The following is a 17515-nucleotide window of genomic DNA, read 5'->3' as shown; positions in this document are numbered from 1 at the left end:
CGAAGACCCTTCGGTCAAGGCCGATGTCACGAAGCGGGCCGAGGCGGTGATCCCGCCGGATGCGATCTTCGCCACCAACACCTCGACCCTGCCGATCAGCGAGCTGGCAAAGGCCAGCGCCCGGCCCGACCAGTTCATCGGCATCCACTTCTTCTCACCCGTCGACAAGATGCTGCTGGTCGAGATCATCAAGGGCCGCGAGACCGGGCCGCGCGCGGTCGCCAAGGCGCTCGACTTCGTGCGCCAGATCCGCAAGACCCCGATCGTGGTCAATGATGCGCGCTTCTTCTACGCCAACCGCTGCATCATCCCCTATATCAACGAAGGCATCCGCATGGTGGCCGAGGGTGTCAGCCCGGTGCTGGTCGAGAATGCCGCCAAGCTGATGGGGATGCCGCTGGGCCCGCTGCAACTGGTGGACGAAACCTCGATCGACCTCGGCGTCAAGATCGCCAAGGCCACCCGCGCCGCGATGGGTGATGCCTATCCCGATGGTGCGGTGGACGAGGTGATCTTCAAGCTCGCCGACCAGGGGCGGCTGGGCAGAAAGACCAAGGCGGGCTTCTACGACTATGACGAGGCCGGCAAGCGCCAGGGCTTCTGGTCCGGCCTCGCAACGGAATGGCCGGAAAGCCCCGAGCAGCCGGAACTGACCGAGATCCAGCACCGCCTGATGTTCGCCCAATCCCTCGAAGCGGTCCGCGCGCTCGAGGAAGGCGTCCTCGAAGACATCCGCGAAGGCGATGTCGGCGCGGTCCTCGGCTGGGGCTTCGCACCCTGGTCCGGCGGTCCCTTCGGCTGGCTCGACATGCTCGGCGCCCCCCGCGCGGTCGAGATCGCCGATAGCCTCGCCGCGAAATTCGGCCCGCGCTTCGCCGCCCCGGCGCTGCTCAAGGACATGGCCGCCAAGGGCAAGAGCTTCTACGCAGGCTCCGGCTCCGCCGCCGCCTGATCCTTCAGGACCGGAAACGCAGGAAGGGCAGAGGCGCGAACCTCTGCCCTTTCACCGTTTTTCAAATACCCACGCTAACCCCTCAACCCTCGGTCAGATCAGCCCTTCCGCGCGGAAGCCTGCCCGCAGATCGCTTTCCGGCCGCGCGCCGACATGGCCGATCACCTCGGCCGCGGCGATGCAGCCCATGCGGCCGGCCACCGCCAGCGGCGCACCGATCGCCAGCCCATAGATCAGCCCGGCCGCGAACTGGTCGCCCGCCCCGGTCGCATCGACCGGCACCACGCGGTTGACCGGCGCGATCACGCGCTCCTCGCCCCGGATCAGGATGGCGTCGTCGCCCGAGCGGGTGCAGATCACCGTCCCGCAATCCGCCGCCGCAAGGCGCAGCGCCTCCTCAAGGTCGGTGACCTGATAGAGCGAGGTCCATTCATGGACATTCCCGATCACATAATCCATCGGCCCCGCGACCAGCCTGCGGAAGCCTTCGCGGTGCCGGTCGACGCAGAACGGATCCGAGAGCGCGATCCCGGCCTGCCCGCCCGCCTTGTGGCAAGCCTCCGCGGCCTTCAGGAAAGCCGCCTTGCCCATATCCTTGTCGAAAAGATAGCCCTCGAGGAACAGCCAGTCTGCCCCGCTGAAGGTGGCGGGGTTCACGTCCTCGGCCCCAAGTTCGGCCGAAATGCCCAGATAGGTATTCATCGACCGCTCGCCATCGGGGGTGACGAAAATGATTGAACGCGAGGTCGGCAGCACCTCGCCCGCGACCGGCGGGTTCACGAAGACCGTCCCCGCCGCCTCGGTCTGCTCGGCATAGGAAAGGCCCAGCGGATCGCCCGCCACGCGGCCGATAAAGGCCGTCCTCAGCCCCAGCATCCCCAGCCCCGCCAGCGTATTCGCGACCGAACCACCCGGAACCAACCGGGCTTTCGCGGCCTCGGCATCCGCCGATTGCGCTGCCATCAGGTATTCCGAGCGCTCGCGGTCGATCAACTGCATGATCCCCTTCTCGATGCCCAACCGGCCAAGGCTCGCATCCGAGGCGGGCGCGATCACATCCATGATCGCATTGCCGATCCCGATCACATAGGGGGTCGTCATTCGGTCTTCTCCTCATAGGGGCAGAGATCTTCGATCGGGCAGATCATGCAGCGCGGCCGCCGCGCCTGGCAGATATAGCGGCCATGCAGGATCAGCCAGTGATGCGCGTTCTGCTGGAACTCGACCGGGACATTGTCCTCGATCGCACGCTCGACCTCATCGACATCGCGGCCCGGCGCGATGCGGATGCGGTTGCCGACGCGGAAGATATGGGTGTCGACGGCTTGCGCGGGGAAATGAAACACGCTGTTCAGGACGACATTGGCGGTCTTGCGCCCGACACCGGGCAGCGTCATCAACGCGGCGCGGGATTGCGGCACCTCGCCGCCATATTCCTCGACCAGCCGGCGCGACAGGGCGATGACATTCTTCGCCTTCTGCCGGAAAAGCCCGATGGTCTTGATTTCCTCGGTCAGGGCTTCCAACCCGAACTCGACCATCTGCTGGGGCGTCGTGACCTTGCGAAACAGGTTTTTCGTGGCCTTGTTCACGCCCACATCGGTCGCCTGCGCCGAAAGCGCCACGGCCACCAGCAGCGTGAAGGCATTCACATATTCAAGCTCGGTCACCGGCGACGGATTGGCCTCGCGCAGGCGCGAGAAGATCTGCACTTGCGCGCCATAGTGCAAGGCCGGAGGGATGCGGGTGGAAACGGATCGGACCATGCAGAGCAGATGCAACGCCGCGCGACCCAGTGCAAGCCGTCAGTATTCCACCCCTCGTTGAGTGACACGAAGGCCTCACTCGAAATCGCCGGTTTGTGACGCCTGAACGCGCTTTTTCCCGGTATTCCAGTGGAGTTGGCCTGGAACCCATGCCATGTTGCCCACGTTTGGGCATCAGCGCCGGCCCGGCACGAAAACCAGCCGGCAGCGTCGTTAAGGACAGGCGACGGCGGATCGCCCCTGAAGAAAGGTATAACGAAAATGAAAACCCGTTTCTCGCTGCTGTTTGTGACGACCGGCGCACTGGCCCTCGCCGCCTGCGCACCGACCGACCAGTACGGAACCACCACCGGCACCGGTAACCTGAGCAAGACCCAGCAGGGCGCGATCGCCGGAGCCGTCGTCGGTGGCCTGATCGGCGCGGGCGAAAGCCGCTCGAACGCCATCAAGGGCGCGGTGATCGGCGCGACCGCCGGCGCGGTCGGTGGCTCGATCCTCGACCAGCAGCAAAGGGCGCTGCAGGATTCGCTGAACAATCCGAACATCCGCGTGGTGAACAACGGCAGCTACCTGACCGTGGTGATGCCGGAATCGACGCTCTTCGCAACGGATTCGGCGGCGGTCGGCGCACAGGGGCAGAACGACCTCTACACCATCGCCCGCAACCTGAACCAATATCCGAACAGCCGGATCCAGGTGATCGGCCATACCGACAGCACCGGCTCGGCCGCCTATAACCAGGATCTTTCCGAACGCCGCGCGCGCTCGGTCTCGGGCATCCTTTCGGCTGGTGGCGTCAACAGCGCGCGCATCGCGACCTCGGGCCGCGGTGCAAGCGCACCGGTCGCCTCGAACGACACTGCCGCTGGCCGCGCGCAAAACCGCCGGGTCGAGATCCTGATCACTCCCACCCGCTGATCGGAAACCACATCACGACACGAGGGCCGGCAATCGCCGGCCCTTTTCGTTTCTCGGGTTCCGAAAAAGAAAAAGCCCCGGATGTTTCCATCCGGGGCAGGAGCACTGTCCAAAGCCGTTGGGCCGGCCTTCGTTCTAAACTTGGTTCAGTTCAGACGCTTGGCGACGTCGTCGATCGCCTTGTCGATGCCTGCGCTGCGCTGAGCCGGGTTCGCCTGCTTGCCAAGGATCTCGGTCGCGGCCGAGATGGCAGTCTGGATCGCACTGTCACGGACGGCACGGACCGCATCGCCCTCGGCGCTGGCGATCTGCTCTTCGGCGGCCTTCAGGCGACGCTCGATCGAGACCTGCAGCGCCTTCTTGGCCTTATCCGCCTCAAGGACCGCCTCGCGCTTGGCGTTGGCGACGATATCGGCAGCCTGGTTTTTCACCTCACGCTGGCGACGCTCGTAGCTCGCATAGATCTCCTGCGCCTCGTCGCGCAAACGGCGCGCTTCGGCCAGATCGTTGCGGATGCCATCGGCCCGCTTGTCCAGCAACCCGCCGATCAGTTGCGGAACCCGGTAATAGATCAGGATCCCGACAAAGACCAGGAAGGCCAGCGTGACGATGAAATCGGTGTTCCGCAGCGAAAAGAACGGACCCGAGGCCGCAAAGGCCGGGCTGGCCAGCAGCGAGAAAAGAAGGCTCAGACGTTTCATTGCAGCGCCCCCTTCAGTCGCTGGTCGACCGCTTCGCTGATCAGGTTCTGATCCGCATTGCCGCCGAAAGTCTCGACCAGGGTACCGGTCACGTCGCGCGCGACGCTGCGGGCATCCTCGACCGCCGAGGCGCGGATCTCGGAGATGCGCTTCTCGGATTCGGCCGTGCGCGCTGCGATCTCCGCATCGGCATGAGCGATCGCGACGTTGAGTTCCTTCTGGATCTCGGCCTTGTTGGTGGCGACAATCTTGTTCGCTTCCGCCCGGGCATCCGCCAGCGCCTTGTCATAGGCCACTTCGGCTTCCCTGGCCTTCCGCTTGAATTCCTCGGCCGCCATCAGATCGCCGGTAATGGCGCCCTGACGGTCGCTGATGACCCCGCCGATGCGCGGCAGCGCCACGCGCGACAGAACCCAGTAGATCACGCCAAGCACGACCAGCAGCCAGAAGATCTGGTTGCCGAAGGTGCTGATATCCAACTGCGGCATTCCGGCGCTGCTTGCGCCATGCGCCACATCGGCAGCGGCATGGGCCACATCAGCACCGTGCGCCGCCGTTTCGGCGGTCTCGGTGTGGACCACCGTTTCTGAGTGTTCGACCACGACGGGCGCGGTCTGTTGCAACAGGCTGAACATTTCCTACCCCATGCCGGTCGTTTCACAATCGGGTGGGCGCGTGACGCCCCCACCCAACCGCAAGGATGGCAAAAGGATCAGACTGCGAACAGAAGCAGCAGCGCGACCAGGAACGAGAAGATGCCCAGGGCTTCGGCGAAGGCCATGCCGATGAACAGCGTGGCAGTTTGCGAAGCAGCGGCCGACGGGTTGCGCAGCGCACCGGCGAGGTAGTTGCCAGCAACGTTGCCCACACCCATGGCAGCACCGGCCATACCGATGCAAGCCAGACCGGCGCCGAGATACTGTCCCAGTTGACCCAGATTTTCCATATTCATGCTCCTTGAGGCTTTGGAAAGGGTTTCGAATTACCTGACCTTGCGGTCCCGGCGCTTAGTGCGACGGGTGCAGGGCGTCTTTCAGATAGACGCAGGTCAGGATGGTGAAGACATAGGCCTGGATGGTGGCGACAAGCACCTCCAGTGCGTAGACGCCAACGATCGCAAGCACCGAGACCGGGGCAAGGGCCGCAACGCCGGCGAATGCGGCGAACACCTTCATGACGGCGTGGCCGGCCATGATGTTGCCTGCAAGTCGGATGGAATGGCTGACGGGACGCACGAAATACGAGATCAGCTCGATGATCGCCAGCACCGGGCGCATCACCGCCGGGGCCGAGTTGACCCAGAAAAGGCCCAGGAAATGCGTACCGTTCTTGACGAAACCAAGCACCGTCACGCCGACAAAGACCATCACGGCCAGAACAGCGGTCACGGCGATCTGCGAGGTCGGCGAGAAGGATTTCGGCAGCAGCGCCAGGGCGTTGGCGAAGAAGATGAACGAGAACAGCGTCATGATGTACGGGAAGTACTTCAGACCTTCCTTGCCGGTGATGTCCTCGACCATCTTGTGGATCATGCCGTACATCAGTTCGGCGATCGACTGCGAGCGGTTCGGGACGATGGCGCGGCCACGGGTGCCGAAGACCAGGAGCGCGATGACGGCAAGCGCCGCAAGCGCCATCCACAGCGTCGCGTTGGTCAGGGTGTACCAATGCACTTCCGAGCCGCCGAACAGCGGCTTGACGATGAACTGGTCCATCGGGTGGAAAACCAGACCTTCACTGTGTTCTTCTGTCGCCATCGTCATTCACCCTCGTCGCCGCCGGGTTTCCCCGGTGCCTTGCCTATCTCATTTGCCGTCCGCATCATCGTCCTGACGCCCGCCGCGAGGCCGAGCAGCACGAAGATGACCATCAGGAACGGCGTCGTGCCGAACAGATAATCCAGCCCAAATCCGATCCCGAACCCGATGCCCAATCCGGCCACAAGTTCGGTCACCATGCGCCAGGCCATGTTGGCCTGACTGAAATGTTCCTCTCCGCGCGAGCCTTCGGCATCGACCGGCTTCTGGCCAAGACGGGCCTCAAGCTGGCGCAACCGCTCCGCGTCACGGGCCCGGGCGGCATCATGGTCCTCGTCTTCGGCCATGGCTCACACCCCCGTTATCGGTTGGCGCGGTGATAGGTGCTGCAGCCGTTCGAGTCAAGCAAGCGGGGTAATATCGTAATTCATTGTTATATATTCATTTATCGCTATCAATTTCTCCGTGCCGGTGCCTCTTGCAGGCATGATGTGCGATGACCCATATTCAACCCAGCAGTTAAGTAAGCGCATATGTCCGACCCGAAGCCCGATCTCGACACGATTTTCGCCGCGCTGTCCGATCCGACACGGCGGTCCATCCTGGGCATGCTGCTCGAGGATGACATGAGCGTTACCGATGTCGCGGCGCCGTTCGAGGTCAGCCTTGCCGCAATCTCGAAGCATCTGGCGGTGCTCGCCGCGGCGGGATTGATCCGGCAGGAGCGTCGGGGACGCATCATCTGGTGCAAGCTCGACCCCGCTGGGCTGCGCAGCGCATCGGTCTGGATGCAGGGCTTCGGCCAGTTCGAGCCGGTCGACCTCGACGATTTCGAACGCTTCCTCCTCGCCGAACTCGAAGGCGCCCCTCCCGCCGGGGAGGGGCAGCCGTAAGCGTCACTTGACGGTGATCCGCCCGTCCAGCACCGGCGCAAAGCCCGCGCCTTGTGCAGCAAGATACTCGGCCAGAACATCCGCAAGGTCCGGCCCGAAGTCATAGGCCTTGGTCCCGTTCGTCGCGAAGACCTTATAGCCATCGCCGCCCCCGCGCATGTAGTTGTTCGAGACGACGCCATATTCGGCGGCAGGATCAATCGGCTTCCAGCCCGCCCCCTCACGCACCTGCACGTCCGAGACCCGCTTGCCCGCCTCGGCCGAGGGATCGACGGTATATTTCAGCCCGGCCACCTGCGCGAAGCGCCCCGCGCCTTCCTCATACTGGCTCGCGCCGTTCTCCAGCGCCGCGACGACATCCTCGCCCTTCAGCCAGAATGTCGACAGCGTGTTCTGGAATGGCAGGACCGAGATCACCTCGCCCATCGTCACCGGCCCGGCATCGATCGAGGCGCGCAGACCACCGCCGTTCTGCACCGCAATGCTGACACCCTGATCCTTGACCCGCGCCAGCATGGCATCCGCCACCACGACGCCCATCTCGCATTCGCGCTGGCGGCAGCTCTCCCGCCCGCCGTCGATCGGGGCCTTGGTCTCGGCGACCAGCTTCGTCTTCAGCTCCTCGATCGGCGCGGCCATTTCCTTGACCCGCGCAGCAATCGCCTCATCGGGCTTCACGGATGCGTCCAGCAGGATCGGCTCTCCCCCGGCCGAAACGAGCTTGCCCTGATCGTCCCAGGTCAGCACCAGATGGCCCAGATACTTGCCATAAGCATAGGCGGTGGTGACCGGAACCTCGGTGCCATCCGCAGCCTTCACCATGGTGGGATAAGGCCCCTCCGCGCCTTCCATATTACCCAAAAGGGTGTGGCTGTGACCTCCGACCACGGCATCCACTCCGGCGATCTCGCCGGCGATCTCCTGATCGCGGTGATAGCCCTCATGCGTCAGCGCGATGATCTTCGAGACGCCGGCATCCGTCAGCTCCTCGACATCGGCGGCGAGGCTCTCCAGATCGTCCTGGAAAATGACCTTGGGTCCGGGCGACGAAGTCTCCGGCGTATCCATCGCCAGCGCCGAGACGATCCCGATCTTTTCGCCGCCGACGTCCAGCGTCACCGTGCCGCCGACCTTGCCTTTCAGCTCGGGCGATTGCGACAGGTCCAGATTGCCCGAGATCACAGGAAACTTCACCCCTTCGGCCAGAAGTTGCAATCCGGCCGGACCATCATCGAACTCATGGTTGCCGACCGCCATGGCATCGAAGCCGATCGCGTTCATGAACTCGACCGTGTCCTTGCCCTTGTAGGTCGTATAGAACAGGCTGCCCTGATACTGGTCGCCCGCGTCCAGAACGACGACGTTCTGCCCATCTGCCTTCAGCTTGTCGCGCAGCTCGTTGATCTTGGTCGCCAGCCGCGCCACGCCGCCGAAGCATTCGCCCTTCGCCTCGGTCTCGGCGTCGCAGGTGGCGTCGGATTTGTTGATCGGCTCGATCCGGCTGTGGAAGTCGTTAACATGCAGGACATGCAGCGTGAAATCCGCATGCGCCGCACCTGCGCCAAGCGCGAGCGTGGCTGCCGTCAGAAAGAACCAGCGTCTCATCTTTTCCCTCGCCACCGTATCTGGACGAGGGACAGCTTCGGGGACGAACCGATATGCGTCAACTGTCGTGAAGGCGCGATTCGCTTCGGGCTTGACGCGTCCCTGACCTCGACGCATGAACCCGCCATGCTTGCCTATAAAATCTTCAGAGCTTCCGAATACGACGCCTTCCGCCGGGACGGCCGCAGCCTTGGCGCGCCCGTCGATCTGGCCGACGGCTTCATCCATCTTTCGACCGCGCAACAAGTGCCCGGCACCCTCGCCAAGCATTTCGCCGGCGAGGACGGGTTGCGGCTGCTGGCCGTGGATACGGAAAAGCTCACCCCGCTGAAATGGGAGGTTTCGCGCGGCGGCGACCTCTTCCCGCATCTCTACCGCGAGTTGCGCGAGGCCGACCTGCTATGGACGCGCGAGATTGTCCTCGGCCCGGACGGGCACCTGACCGGAGAGCTGGAATGAAGCTGATCGAACGACTGGGCCTTGTCGCGCTGCACAGGCTCGACCCCGAACGCGCCCATGACCTCTCGATCACGGCGCTGGAGCGCGGCCTCGTCCCCCTGCCCGGCGCGGCCTTCACGTCCGAACGGCTGGCGTCGGAACTGGCCGGCCTCCGCCTGCCGAACCCGGTCGGCCTCGCGGCGGGATATGACAAGAACGCCCGCGTCGTTCCCGCGCTGATGCGCGCCGGGTTCGGCTTTGTCGAAGTCGGCGCGGCGACGCCTCGCCCGCAACCCGGCAATCCCAAGCCGCGGCTTTTCCGGCTGACCGAAGACCGCGCGATCATCAACCGTTTCGGCTTCAACAATCAGGGCGCCGAGGCCATTGCCGCGCGCCTGTCACGGCGTCCGGCCAATGGCATCCCCGTCGGCCTGAACATCGGCGCGAACAAGGACAGCACGGATAAAAGCGCCGATTTCGCCACCGTGGTCCGCATGGCGGGCGAGACGGCGGACTTCCTGACGGTGAACGTCTCCTCGCCCAATACCGAGAAGCTGCGCGACCTTCAGGGGCCCGAGGCGCTGGCTGCGCTGCTAGATGGCGTCATCACCGCGCGGGATAGCCTGTCCCGGCGCCCCCCGGTCTTCGTGAAGATTGCCCCGGATCTGGACGAGGCCGGCCTCGCCGATATCGCCTCGGTCGTCCTTGCGGGGCGGATCGACGGCATCATCGCCACCAACACCACCCTCTCGCGCGAGGGGATCGCCTCTCCCTTCGCGGACGAGGCAGGCGGCCTTTCCGGCGCGCCGCTCATGCAACGATCCACCCATGTGCTTGCACGACTCAGCGAGTTGACCGAAGGCCGACTACCGATCATCGGCGTCGGCGGCATCGCCTCCTCCGAGGATGCATGGCAAAAACTCCGGGCGGGTGCTTCTGCGGTCCAGATCTATTCGGCACTGATCTATCAGGGCTTCTCGCTGGCCGACCGGATCGCCCGCGAGTTGGACGACCGGCTTCGGCGCGAGAAAATCAGCCTGCCCGAACTGACCGGCAGCGGACTCAAGGACTGGCTCTAGCCTAGAAAAGCCCGTCGTGGCCCAAAAGCTGGTTCATCGTGTTCGAGGGATCGCTGCAACCGGCATCGCCGATGATCCGCGCCGGAACCCCGGCGACGGTCTTGCAGGGGGGAACCTCGCTCAGCACGACCGAGCCCGCGGCGATGCGCGAATGGTGGCCGACCTTGATATTGCCCAGCACCTTCGCGCCGGCGCCGATCATCACGCCATTGCCGATCTTCGGATGGCGGTCGCCGTCTTCCTTGCCGGTGCCGCCCAGCGTGACGGAATGCAGCATCGAGACGTCATTGCCCACCACGGCGGTTTCGCCAATGACGATTGAATGCGCATGGTCGATCATCACCCCGGTTCCGATCCGGGCAGCCGGGTGGATATCGACACCAAACACCTCCGAGCAGCGCATCTGCACGAAATAGGCCATGTCGCGACGGCCCTGCTGCCACAGCCAATGTCCGATCCGATAGGCCTGCAGCGCCTGATAGCCCTTGAAGAACAGGATCGGCTGCATCAGGCGATGCGTCGCCGGGTCGCGATCATAGACCGCCAGCAGATCCGCCTGCCCCGCCAGCGCAAGCTCGGGCGAACGCGCAAAGGCGTCATCCGCGATCTCGCGCAGGATCTGCTCGCTCATCTCGCGCGAGGCGAGCTTCAGCGAGAAGCGATAGGCAAGCGCCGCCTCGAAGGTCGCATGATGCAGCAGGCCCGCATGGATCAGCGCACCCAGCAGCGGCTCGTCCCGCACGGCAATGCGGGCCTCGCGCTGGATCCGCGCCCAGACCGAGACGCGGGTATTGTCGCGCGTCTCGTCGGCTTGCGGTTCGACCATGTCCTTGTGCAGGTTCATATCAAGGCATCCGTCAGCTTGCTTGTTCCAGAGTCTTACCCCAAACCGATGCTGGCCGAAAGACCCGCTCAGTTGGGAAGCCGCAACTCCCACCAATGGACGACCACGCGGACCTTTCCGCCGGCGAATTGCCCCCCCGCCGCGGTCAGCCTCAGGGGCGCGGCCTCCCAATAGGTCATCGGCGCGCCAAGGATACCGCGCGACCACGAGCCGGTCGCCTTGCCCAGCCCCTCGCCAAAGCGGTTGACCGCATCGGCATGGCCCAGCGACCATGAGGTCAGCGAGCCCGAGATCGCGCTCAGCACCCGCGCGGTGACGCCAATCACCATCACGCCCGCCGGAATCGCCATGGTCGAGGTCGCGGCAGTACCGGCGCCGATAGCGATGTCCTCGGTCGCCTGCCCGACCAGCATTCCCGATCCGTGCTGGCCAAGGCTCAGCGCGCCCACGGCCCAGTTCGTGCCGTCGTGAATCGCGACCGTGCCCCGATCGGCGATCAGCGCCCGCTGGCCAAAGCGCGGCTGGACGAAGATCCAGCCGCCATTGGCGCCGATCGCGACCTTGCCGCCCTGACCGGCCCATGCGTTGATGGCAGCCGCCGGCACGGCCCAGCACAGGCCATCGGGGGCCGGGTTCGGCGGCGTTGTCCGGGTGGTGCTTTGCAAAACAAGGTCCACCATCCCGTCAAGCCGCGTCAGCGCGTCATTGACCGTGACATGCTTCTGGGCCTGCGCCGGCATCAGCAGCGGCAGCCCGAGGTTCGAGGTCGCGTTCTCAGACATTGATCACCATCCTTGTATAGGGCCCTGGGCCGAAGATTTCGGACATCTGGGCAATCTCGACCGCAAAATCTCCGCCGGATCGCGCGGCGTTCCATTGCTCGGCGGGTACGGTCCATTGCGGCTCGCCAACCAGCGCCTCGGCCAGGACCGCCCCGTCCCGCGTCAGGCGTGCCGAATACTGCTCGCGTGCTTCGCCCAGCGGCACATCCGGCCCCTCCCAGCCATCGCCCTCGATCCGCGTGCGACGGATCCAGCTGATCCGGCTGCCCGACAAGGACAGATGGCACGGCGACAAGGGCCGCAACCCCGCGCCGCGAAATGCGGCCGAGACTGCGCGGTAACTCGGATCGTCGGGCGCGCGCATGGCCGGGCCGATCCGCCAGTGCCGCATCTGGTTCCTTGCGCCCGGCGGCAGATCGACTTGCTCGCCCGCGCCGTCCAGCAGGACCACCATGCTGCCCGAGGGCCAGACTTCGGGCATGAACGCTTCGGTTCCCGCCTGCCCGCGCAGCCTCGTCGCGATTTCCCAGATGCCGGGCGCGACCAGCCGCGCGTCGCGGAACTGCAAAAGCTCCCACCCCTCTGCCGATCCGTCCCCGATCGCCAGCAGGTTCGCGCCGCTCAACAAGGCAGCCTCGCCGACCGACTGGATCCCGCCGCCCTTGAGACGCAGTCGCAGCGGCGGGCCCAGATCCCACAGCCCCGGCCGCGCCCGGCTCAGCGGCTCCAGCGTCATCCCCATGATCGAGGGGCTGCGAACCGTTATGTTTCGCGCATAGCCTCCGCTCGCTTCCGGCGAAACCCAGACCGCGACACTGCCCGGCCATGGCGTGGCCGAGACCGCCAGATGCGGCGCATGGGGCACTTCGTCCCCGCTGAGCAAGGGCAGGTCCAGAAACACCGGCCAGACCGGAATGGGGGGAACGAAGCGGCGCGGCGTGCTGTCCTCCTCCGGGTCGGGCGCCGGGCGATAAATCCCCGGCTCGATGCGCACCGCCTCGACGTTCAGCGCGCCCGCGCGTTCGACCCGGTCGATCCGCCAGCGCCGCGCCGGACCATCCTGATCGGCCAGTTCCACGACATCCCCCGGTCCGATCCGGCCCAGCGACGGCGGCAGCGCAAAGCGCACGCTCTCGCGTGAGGTGAGTTGCTCGGACAGCCAGCGGTCAACCATCGCGCGCCCCTCTGCCGCCGTCAGCAGCATCGGCAGTTCGGTATCGGTGGCGGTCTGGAACTCGGCCCCTTCGGCAATGGTCTCGGCCGTGCGCGTCGCATAGTCGCCCCCCGCCTCGACATGATTGAGGCGGATCCGCCCGGCCAGTTCCGCCTCGGCTGCGCGGACGACCTCCACCCCCACGACCTCTCCCGAGATCGCCATGTCCTTGTCGCCGAGCCTTGCCCCGACTGCCCCGTCCCGCATGATGAAACGCAGCACCCCGTCACGCTCGACCGCGTCGAAGCCATGCGCCAGCATCAGGGGCTGCAAGGCCGCGCGCGCGCTCTCCGCGCCGCCGACCACATAGCCCCGGACGAGGCCCGAGAGGCCCTCGACATCGACCGCCTCCACACCCGCATCGCGGCAGATCTCGCCCACGACATCCGCCAGGGGTACGGCGGCCGCGCGGCCATTCAGCCAGTGCCCCCGCTCCCATGCCGGTCCGTCAGACCAGAGATCGCGCCGGGCGGGAAAGGCGGGATAGGGCCGGGCATCCCAGCACCAGACATGGGCGCGGTCCATCTCGACCATCCGGCCGGCAGCCATGCGCCCGGAAGCCTTGCGCGCCGGATTGTTGGCATTGTTGCCCCAATATTCCGTCATTGCCCGGACATAGGCCGCCTGCATCACGTCATCGCGCCGCCCCGTCGAATACCAGGGCAGCGCGGCTTCAGAACTGAACGCATCGAGGAACTTGTTCGGCTGGTTCGCCGCCTTGTCCAGCGCGGCGCAACCCATCTCGGTGAACCAGACCGGCTTCGAGCCCGGCACCCAGGCCGTCGCCTCCGCCATCCGCTCGCCGCCGATCCGCTCGTGATGGGCGCTCTGCCACCAGCCGCGAATATCCTTGTAGCGCCAGATCCAATGTTCGTGATGCAGGCCGTCGCGGATCGGACTGCGGCGCTGCGCATCACGATCCTCGTCGCTGGCATAATACCAGTCGTAGCCCTCGCCCCCGGCGACGTTACCGCGCAGATAGGCCGGGTTGTCGATCCGCTTCCAGCCCGCGTCGAGGTGATCGTCCCCCTCCCGCCAATCGGACAGCGGCATGTAATTGTCGATGCCGATGAAGTCGATATTCTCGTCAGCCCAGAGCGGGTCGAGATGGAAATACACATCACCGTTCCCCGGCTGATAGCCGAAATATTCCGACCAGTCGGCGGCATAGCCGATCTTGACCCCTTCCCCCAGAATGGCGCGCACATCCGCCGCCAGCCGCCGCAACTCGCCGACCGCCGGGAATTGTCGCCCAGCACCGCGGATCTGTGTCAGCCCCACCATCTCCGAGCCGATCAGGAAGGAATCGATCCCGCCCGCCGCCGCGCAAAGATGCGCGTAATGCAGGATGAACCGGCGATAGGACCACTCCTCCGGCCCGGAATAGCGGATGACCCCGCCTGATACGGAAAAATCCTCGGCCCGCGCCTTGCCAAAAAAGCGGGCGACCTCGGCCTCGACCTGCGCGGTGCCGACCGGGCTGCCGGTCCGCCCCGCCGCGATGCTGGCGGTGATGCGGCCACGCCAAGGCATGATCGGCTGATCCTTGGCATCACTTCGGGGGTCAGGCTTTCCATTGCCCGCCAACTGCTCCATCAGGATGAAAGGATAGAACACCGCCTTCCGCCCACTCGCGCCGATTTCCCGCAGCGCCTCGATGACGGAACCGTCCGAGGGCGTGCCGCCATAGACCGACCGACCGTCGATGCGCGCAACTTCGGCGGCCTCGTCCCGGCCGATGCCCCCCGCCCGCCAGGGCATTCCCTGCCCATCCCGCGTGACATCCTCGACCTTGGGGGAAATCCGGCACTCGCCCACGCGCAGATCGTCGCCAAACCAGGACACGACCAGCGAGACAGACCCGACGGCGGGCAACTCCCGCCCCAAGATCCGCATGGAGGCCTGAAAATCGCTCGCGGCCATCGGGGTGTTGCGGTTGACGACCTGCGTTTCCCCCAGACCGAAATCATAGCTGACCGGCGTTGTCGCGAGGGAATACTCCCCCGTTCCCGGTATCATCGCCACGGCCTTGACCTGCCGCGACAATCCCCGGCCGCTGCTGGCCCGCCGCGTCACCTCGAAGGTAAGCTGGGGCACCCGGTTTCCCCAGCGATCCAGCGCGAGATTCTCCAGGACGACATAGGCCAAGCCGCGATAGGCCGGGGCATCTTCGCCTTCCTCGGCGACGATTGCGGGATCGGGCAGTTGCTCCTCGCCCCCGGTATAGACGCGCATGTTCAGGTCGTCGGACGAGACTTCCTCGCCATCGGCCCAGACGCGTCCCACGCCAAGGATCGGGCCTTCGCACAGGGCCAGCGCGAAGCTCAGCCGATAGCCGATCTCGGTGACCGAGGGCTGGGCACCCTTGCCGCCGCCCTGTTTCCGTCGCGTCTCGACCAGCGGACCCGCCCAGATGACATGGCCGGGCAGACGCATCTGGCCCCAGAGGCGCGGAATGGCCGTGCCCTCGCCCGCCGTCTGCAGACGCAGGCGATCGACCCGCCCCGTCTCGACCGCCTTCGATCCTGACCCCAGAAGCCGCTGATCCAGCATCCGGCCGACCCCGGCCCCGACGGCGCGGCCAATGACCGCGCCCGACAGGCCAAGGACGGTGCCGCCAAAACCTGCGCCCAGAGATGCACCTGCCGCCGCAAGCAATATCGTCGCCATTCTGACAATCCTCGTTCAGCGCGTTATGGGGAAACGGAAGCGGCCCGCGATCCTCGCCCGCCACGGCAAAGACAGCGGGCTTTCGACCACGCCATGCCGGTCATAGGCATGGATGAAGCTCGCCCCTGCCCCGGTCCGTGCCTGTATGCCCATGTGCTTGGCGATCGCGCCGGGGCGCATCCGAAAAATCAGCACGTCACCCGCCGCCTCAACCTCGGCGGGGTGCAGATGGTGAAACGCCCCACCGATCAGCAACTCCACCGCCCCGGCCTCGCCCCAGTCAGGGGTATAGGCCGGCATCACCACGGGCTCATCGCCGCAGAACTCGCGCCAGAGCCCCCGAACGAGGCCGAGGCAATCCGTCCCAGCCCCCTTCACCGAGGCCTGATGTACATAGGGCGTCCCGATCCAGCCGCGTGCCGCCGCAACGATATGCTCGCTCATCGGCTCACCTGAGGTGCGATCAGCCAGTCCTCCGGCGGCAGATGCGGAAAACCCCTGAAATTCGGGAAGTTCAGGAATTTCAGCCGGCAGGTCTCGGCCCGCTTGTCGCAACCGGCAAGCAGGCGCACCTGGTCGCCCGCCACGGGATGCAGCGCCAGCCCCGACCAGAATTCGATGCGCCGCTGGTTCCCCGGCATGGCAAGATCGGCCTTGATCAGGGACCGCAACCCAGCTGCGGGACCGGACAGCACGACCAACTCGCCCCGCTCGAACCAGCGGTTGTCATGGCCGGCGATTCCGCCCAGTTGCAGGCGCTGGCCCTCGTCATGGGACTGGACCACGCCCTCGGCCCAATAGCCCGCCGCCTCGCGGTCAAAGCGGCATTTCGCGTCGCCCAGTTCGGCCGAGCAGCGGCGATGATAGACCCGCCCCTGCACGCGGTTCAGCGGCTCGGAAAGGCCGCGCAACTCGGCCCGAAAGGCGGCGCCGCGATGGCTGATCTCGCCCAGATGGCCGCGAAAGATCAGCGCCCGGCGGGCCGTATCGGTCCAGTCGACCTCCCACAGCCGCACCTCGGCCGCATCCCAGCGCCCAGCCAGCAGATCGGTTTCGGTGATCGCATCGTCCGACAACGCGCCCGCCACTTCGGAATTGTCCACCGACAGACCCGAGGCCTGAACGATGCTTCCCGCGACAAGGCCGCTCTCGGGCCGAAACGCGATGCCCTCGAACTCCAGAACGGCGTCGTGGTCCGTAAAGCCCAGCACCATCCCGTCGCGCCTGCTCACCGCCCAGGCGCGGGCAATCGTCTCGCCCTTCACAGCCGCACCTCGATCACCGGAACCTGCGGCAGCTCGCCCGCCTGAAAGGACGAGACGGAAACCGCGATCCGGTCGGTATCGAACCTGACCGGCACGTCAAACTCGAACCCCGCCGTCACATCGGCGCCGCCCGGCGGCGGGACCGCAAAGACGATCCGTCCCGCGGCGGTGTCCACGCTGAAATCCTGCTCCTCCCGCAACTCGACCTTGCCGACGGCGACGCAAACGGTTCCGGCGACGGGCTTCAGGATCGGACGCCAATAGCGGGCCGGACCGGATTGATAGGATTTGCGCAACTGAAACTCGGTGCGCTCGCCATCGCCCCGGCCAAGGCTCTGGTCCAGCGCCGCGACCTCGCGGCTCGGGGCCGATGTCTTGTAATCGGCCCAGTCCTTCCACCGGAACCCGTGCAACTGGCCCGCCCGCGCCTCGAAGAACGCGATCAGCCCCGCCACATCGTCCAGCGAGCGCAGGCCCATCCCGGCATCATAATGCCTCCGGGAATGCGCCCAGGGGCTGCTGCGCTCCTCGTGGCCATTGGTCATGGCGACGATTTCGGTCCGCCGCTCGGGTCCGCCGACCGCGCCGAACGAGAGGTTCGCGGGGAACCTCACCTCATGGAATGCCATGGC

The 17515-nt window shown here is 65.7% G+C and carries 19 protein-coding genes; 5 read left to right on the top strand and 14 right to left on the bottom strand.

Annotation, left to right across the window (positions count from 1 at the left end):
- Window positions 1-952, top strand: a 952-nt coding sequence (locus tag VNQ78_RS12270; RefSeq protein WP_325690089.1) for a 3-hydroxyacyl-CoA dehydrogenase, incomplete at its 5' end; no start/stop codon positions are given.
- Between the two features lie 93 nt (window positions 953-1045).
- Here the strand turns inward: VNQ78_RS12270 and VNQ78_RS12265 are convergent.
- Entirely contained in the window at window positions 1046-2053 is a 1008-nt protein-coding gene (locus tag VNQ78_RS12265) for an adenosine kinase (protein ID WP_325690087.1), read from the bottom strand.
- Entirely contained in the window at window positions 2050-2718 is a 669-nt protein-coding gene (gene nth / locus VNQ78_RS12260; RefSeq protein WP_325690086.1) for an endonuclease III, read from the bottom strand. The genes VNQ78_RS12265 and nth overlap by 4 nt, the downstream gene beginning before the upstream one ends.
- A gap of 261 nt (window positions 2719-2979) precedes the next feature.
- On the opposite strand from nth, the gene VNQ78_RS12255 reads away from it, so the two are divergent.
- Window positions 2980-3636: an OmpA family protein gene (locus VNQ78_RS12255; RefSeq protein WP_325690084.1), complete on the top strand. Its 657-nt coding sequence runs from the start codon at window positions 2980-2982 to the stop codon at window positions 3634-3636.
- Window positions 3637-3782: 146 nt separating this feature from the next.
- Here the strand turns inward: VNQ78_RS12255 and VNQ78_RS12250 are convergent, their stop codons facing one another.
- The 5 genes from VNQ78_RS12250 to VNQ78_RS12230 all read right to left on the bottom strand — a co-directional run bounded on the left by VNQ78_RS12250 (window position 3783) and on the right by VNQ78_RS12230 (window position 6441).
- On the bottom strand, window positions 3783-4337 hold the full coding sequence (locus tag VNQ78_RS12250) for a F0F1 ATP synthase subunit B (protein WP_325690082.1): 555 nt from the start codon (window positions 4335-4337) through the stop codon (window positions 3783-3785).
- On the bottom strand, window positions 4334-4972 hold the full coding sequence (locus VNQ78_RS12245) for a F0F1 ATP synthase subunit B' (RefSeq protein WP_325690080.1): 639 nt from the start codon (window positions 4970-4972) through the stop codon (window positions 4334-4336). Before VNQ78_RS12245 ends, VNQ78_RS12250 begins: the two co-directional genes overlap by 4 nt.
- A gap of 77 nt (window positions 4973-5049) precedes the next feature.
- Window positions 5050-5283, bottom strand: coding sequence for a F0F1 ATP synthase subunit C (locus VNQ78_RS12240; protein WP_114348568.1), 234 nt, complete (start codon window positions 5281-5283; stop codon window positions 5050-5052).
- A 61-nt stretch (window positions 5284-5344) separates the two neighbouring features.
- On the bottom strand, window positions 5345-6094 hold the full coding sequence (locus VNQ78_RS12235) for a F0F1 ATP synthase subunit A (protein ID WP_325690097.1): 750 nt from the start codon (window positions 6092-6094) through the stop codon (window positions 5345-5347).
- Between the two features lie 2 nt (window positions 6095-6096).
- Window positions 6097-6441 (bottom strand): AtpZ/AtpI family protein, encoded by a 345-nt coding sequence (locus VNQ78_RS12230; RefSeq protein WP_325690076.1) that lies wholly within the window; start codon window positions 6439-6441, stop codon window positions 6097-6099.
- A 186-nt stretch (window positions 6442-6627) separates the two neighbouring features.
- On the opposite strand from VNQ78_RS12230, the gene VNQ78_RS12225 reads away from it, so the two are divergent.
- Window positions 6628-6987: a metalloregulator ArsR/SmtB family transcription factor gene (locus VNQ78_RS12225; RefSeq protein WP_325690074.1), complete on the top strand. Its 360-nt coding sequence runs from the start codon at window positions 6628-6630 to the stop codon at window positions 6985-6987.
- Window positions 6988-6990: 3 nt separating this feature from the next.
- Here VNQ78_RS12225 and VNQ78_RS12220 read toward each other — a convergent pair whose 3' ends face one another.
- Window positions 6991-8592 carry a bifunctional metallophosphatase/5'-nucleotidase gene (locus tag VNQ78_RS12220; RefSeq protein ID WP_325690072.1) on the bottom strand — a complete coding sequence of 534 codons (1602 nt, stop codon included), beginning with the start codon at window positions 8590-8592 and terminating at the stop codon, window positions 6991-6993.
- A gap of 126 nt (window positions 8593-8718) precedes the next feature.
- On the opposite strand from VNQ78_RS12220, the gene VNQ78_RS12215 reads away from it, so the two are divergent.
- Both VNQ78_RS12215 and VNQ78_RS12210 read left to right on the top strand, forming a co-directional pair.
- A complete protein-coding gene (locus VNQ78_RS12215; RefSeq protein ID WP_325690070.1) occupies window positions 8719-9051 on the top strand; it encodes a DUF952 domain-containing protein in 333 nt (110 codons plus the stop codon).
- Window positions 9048-10109, top strand: a complete 1062-nt coding sequence (locus VNQ78_RS12210) for a quinone-dependent dihydroorotate dehydrogenase (RefSeq protein WP_325690068.1) — start codon at window positions 9048-9050, stop codon at window positions 10107-10109. Before VNQ78_RS12215 ends, VNQ78_RS12210 begins: the two co-directional genes overlap by 4 nt.
- Before the next feature lies 1 nt (window position 10110).
- On the opposite strand, the gene cysE is transcribed toward VNQ78_RS12210, so the two are convergent.
- From cysE to VNQ78_RS12180, 6 genes are all read right to left on the bottom strand, one after another.
- Window positions 10111-10953 carry a serine O-acetyltransferase gene (gene cysE / locus VNQ78_RS12205; protein WP_325690066.1) on the bottom strand — a complete coding sequence of 281 codons (843 nt, stop codon included), beginning with the start codon at window positions 10951-10953 and terminating at the stop codon, window positions 10111-10113.
- Window positions 10954-11021: 68 nt separating this feature from the next.
- Window positions 11022-11735 carry a DUF2793 domain-containing protein gene (locus VNQ78_RS12200; RefSeq protein ID WP_325690064.1) on the bottom strand — a complete coding sequence of 238 codons (714 nt, stop codon included), beginning with the start codon at window positions 11733-11735 and terminating at the stop codon, window positions 11022-11024.
- Window positions 11728-15618 (bottom strand): baseplate multidomain protein megatron, encoded by a 3891-nt coding sequence (locus VNQ78_RS12195; RefSeq protein ID WP_325690062.1) that lies wholly within the window; start codon window positions 15616-15618, stop codon window positions 11728-11730. The genes VNQ78_RS12200 and VNQ78_RS12195 overlap by 8 nt, the downstream gene beginning before the upstream one ends.
- A 15-nt stretch (window positions 15619-15633) precedes the next feature.
- Window positions 15634-16062, bottom strand: coding sequence for a peptidase (locus VNQ78_RS12190; protein WP_325690060.1), 429 nt, complete (start codon window positions 16060-16062; stop codon window positions 15634-15636).
- Window positions 16059-16883, bottom strand: a complete 825-nt coding sequence (locus VNQ78_RS12185) for a DUF2163 domain-containing protein (protein WP_325690058.1) — start codon at window positions 16881-16883, stop codon at window positions 16059-16061. Before VNQ78_RS12185 ends, VNQ78_RS12190 begins: the two co-directional genes overlap by 4 nt.
- A complete protein-coding gene (locus VNQ78_RS12180; RefSeq protein ID WP_325690056.1) occupies window positions 16880-17512 on the bottom strand; it encodes a DUF2460 domain-containing protein in 633 nt (210 codons plus the stop codon). The genes VNQ78_RS12185 and VNQ78_RS12180 overlap by 4 nt, the downstream gene beginning before the upstream one ends.
- Window positions 17513-17515: the final 3 nt, after the last annotated feature.

The sequence above is a fragment of the Paracoccus sp. (in: a-proteobacteria) genome (assembly GCF_035556475.1).
Classification (GTDB): Bacteria; Pseudomonadota; Alphaproteobacteria; order Rhodobacterales; family Rhodobacteraceae; genus Paracoccus.
This window is presented reverse-complemented; position numbering and strand designations above follow the sequence as displayed.

Bases quoted from the DNA above. Each gene is read 5' to 3' on its own strand.
- cysE (WP_325690066.1), bottom strand. From the start codon at position 10,953: ATGAACCTGCACAAGGACATGGTCGAACCGCAAGCCGACGAGACGCGC.
- VNQ78_RS12240 (WP_114348568.1), bottom strand. From the start codon at position 5,283: ATGGAAAATCTGGGTCAACTGGGACAGTATCTCGGCGCCGGTCTGGCT.
- VNQ78_RS12225 (WP_325690074.1), top strand. From the start codon at position 6,628: ATGTCCGACCCGAAGCCCGATCTCGACACGATTTTCGCCGCGCTGTCC.
- VNQ78_RS12180 (WP_325690056.1), bottom strand. From the start codon at position 17,512: ATGGCATTCCATGAGGTGAGGTTCCCCGCGAACCTCTCGTTCGGCGCG.
- VNQ78_RS12200 (WP_325690064.1), bottom strand. From the start codon at position 11,735: ATGTCTGAGAACGCGACCTCGAACCTCGGGCTGCCGCTGCTGATGCCG.
- VNQ78_RS12210 (WP_325690068.1), top strand. From the start codon at position 9,048: ATGAAGCTGATCGAACGACTGGGCCTTGTCGCGCTGCACAGGCTCGAC.
- VNQ78_RS12250 (WP_325690082.1), bottom strand. From the start codon at position 4,337: ATGAAACGTCTGAGCCTTCTTTTCTCGCTGCTGGCCAGCCCGGCCTTT.
- VNQ78_RS12245 (WP_325690080.1), bottom strand. From the start codon at position 4,972: ATGTTCAGCCTGTTGCAACAGACCGCGCCCGTCGTGGTCGAACACTCA.
- VNQ78_RS12230 (WP_325690076.1), bottom strand. From the start codon at position 6,441: ATGGCCGAAGACGAGGACCATGATGCCGCCCGGGCCCGTGACGCGGAG.
- VNQ78_RS12255 (WP_325690084.1), top strand. From the start codon at position 2,980: ATGAAAACCCGTTTCTCGCTGCTGTTTGTGACGACCGGCGCACTGGCC.
- VNQ78_RS12265 (WP_325690087.1), bottom strand. From the start codon at position 2,053: ATGACGACCCCCTATGTGATCGGGATCGGCAATGCGATCATGGATGTG.
- VNQ78_RS12220 (WP_325690072.1), bottom strand. From the start codon at position 8,592: ATGAGACGCTGGTTCTTTCTGACGGCAGCCACGCTCGCGCTTGGCGCA.
- VNQ78_RS12190 (WP_325690060.1), bottom strand. From the start codon at position 16,062: ATGAGCGAGCATATCGTTGCGGCGGCACGCGGCTGGATCGGGACGCCC.
- VNQ78_RS12235 (WP_325690097.1), bottom strand. From the start codon at position 6,094: ATGGCGACAGAAGAACACAGTGAAGGTCTGGTTTTCCACCCGATGGAC.
- nth (WP_325690086.1), bottom strand. From the start codon at position 2,718: ATGGTCCGATCCGTTTCCACCCGCATCCCTCCGGCCTTGCACTATGGC.
- VNQ78_RS12215 (WP_325690070.1), top strand. From the start codon at position 8,719: ATGCTTGCCTATAAAATCTTCAGAGCTTCCGAATACGACGCCTTCCGC.
- VNQ78_RS12195 (WP_325690062.1), bottom strand. From the start codon at position 15,618: ATGGCGACGATATTGCTTGCGGCGGCAGGTGCATCTCTGGGCGCAGGT.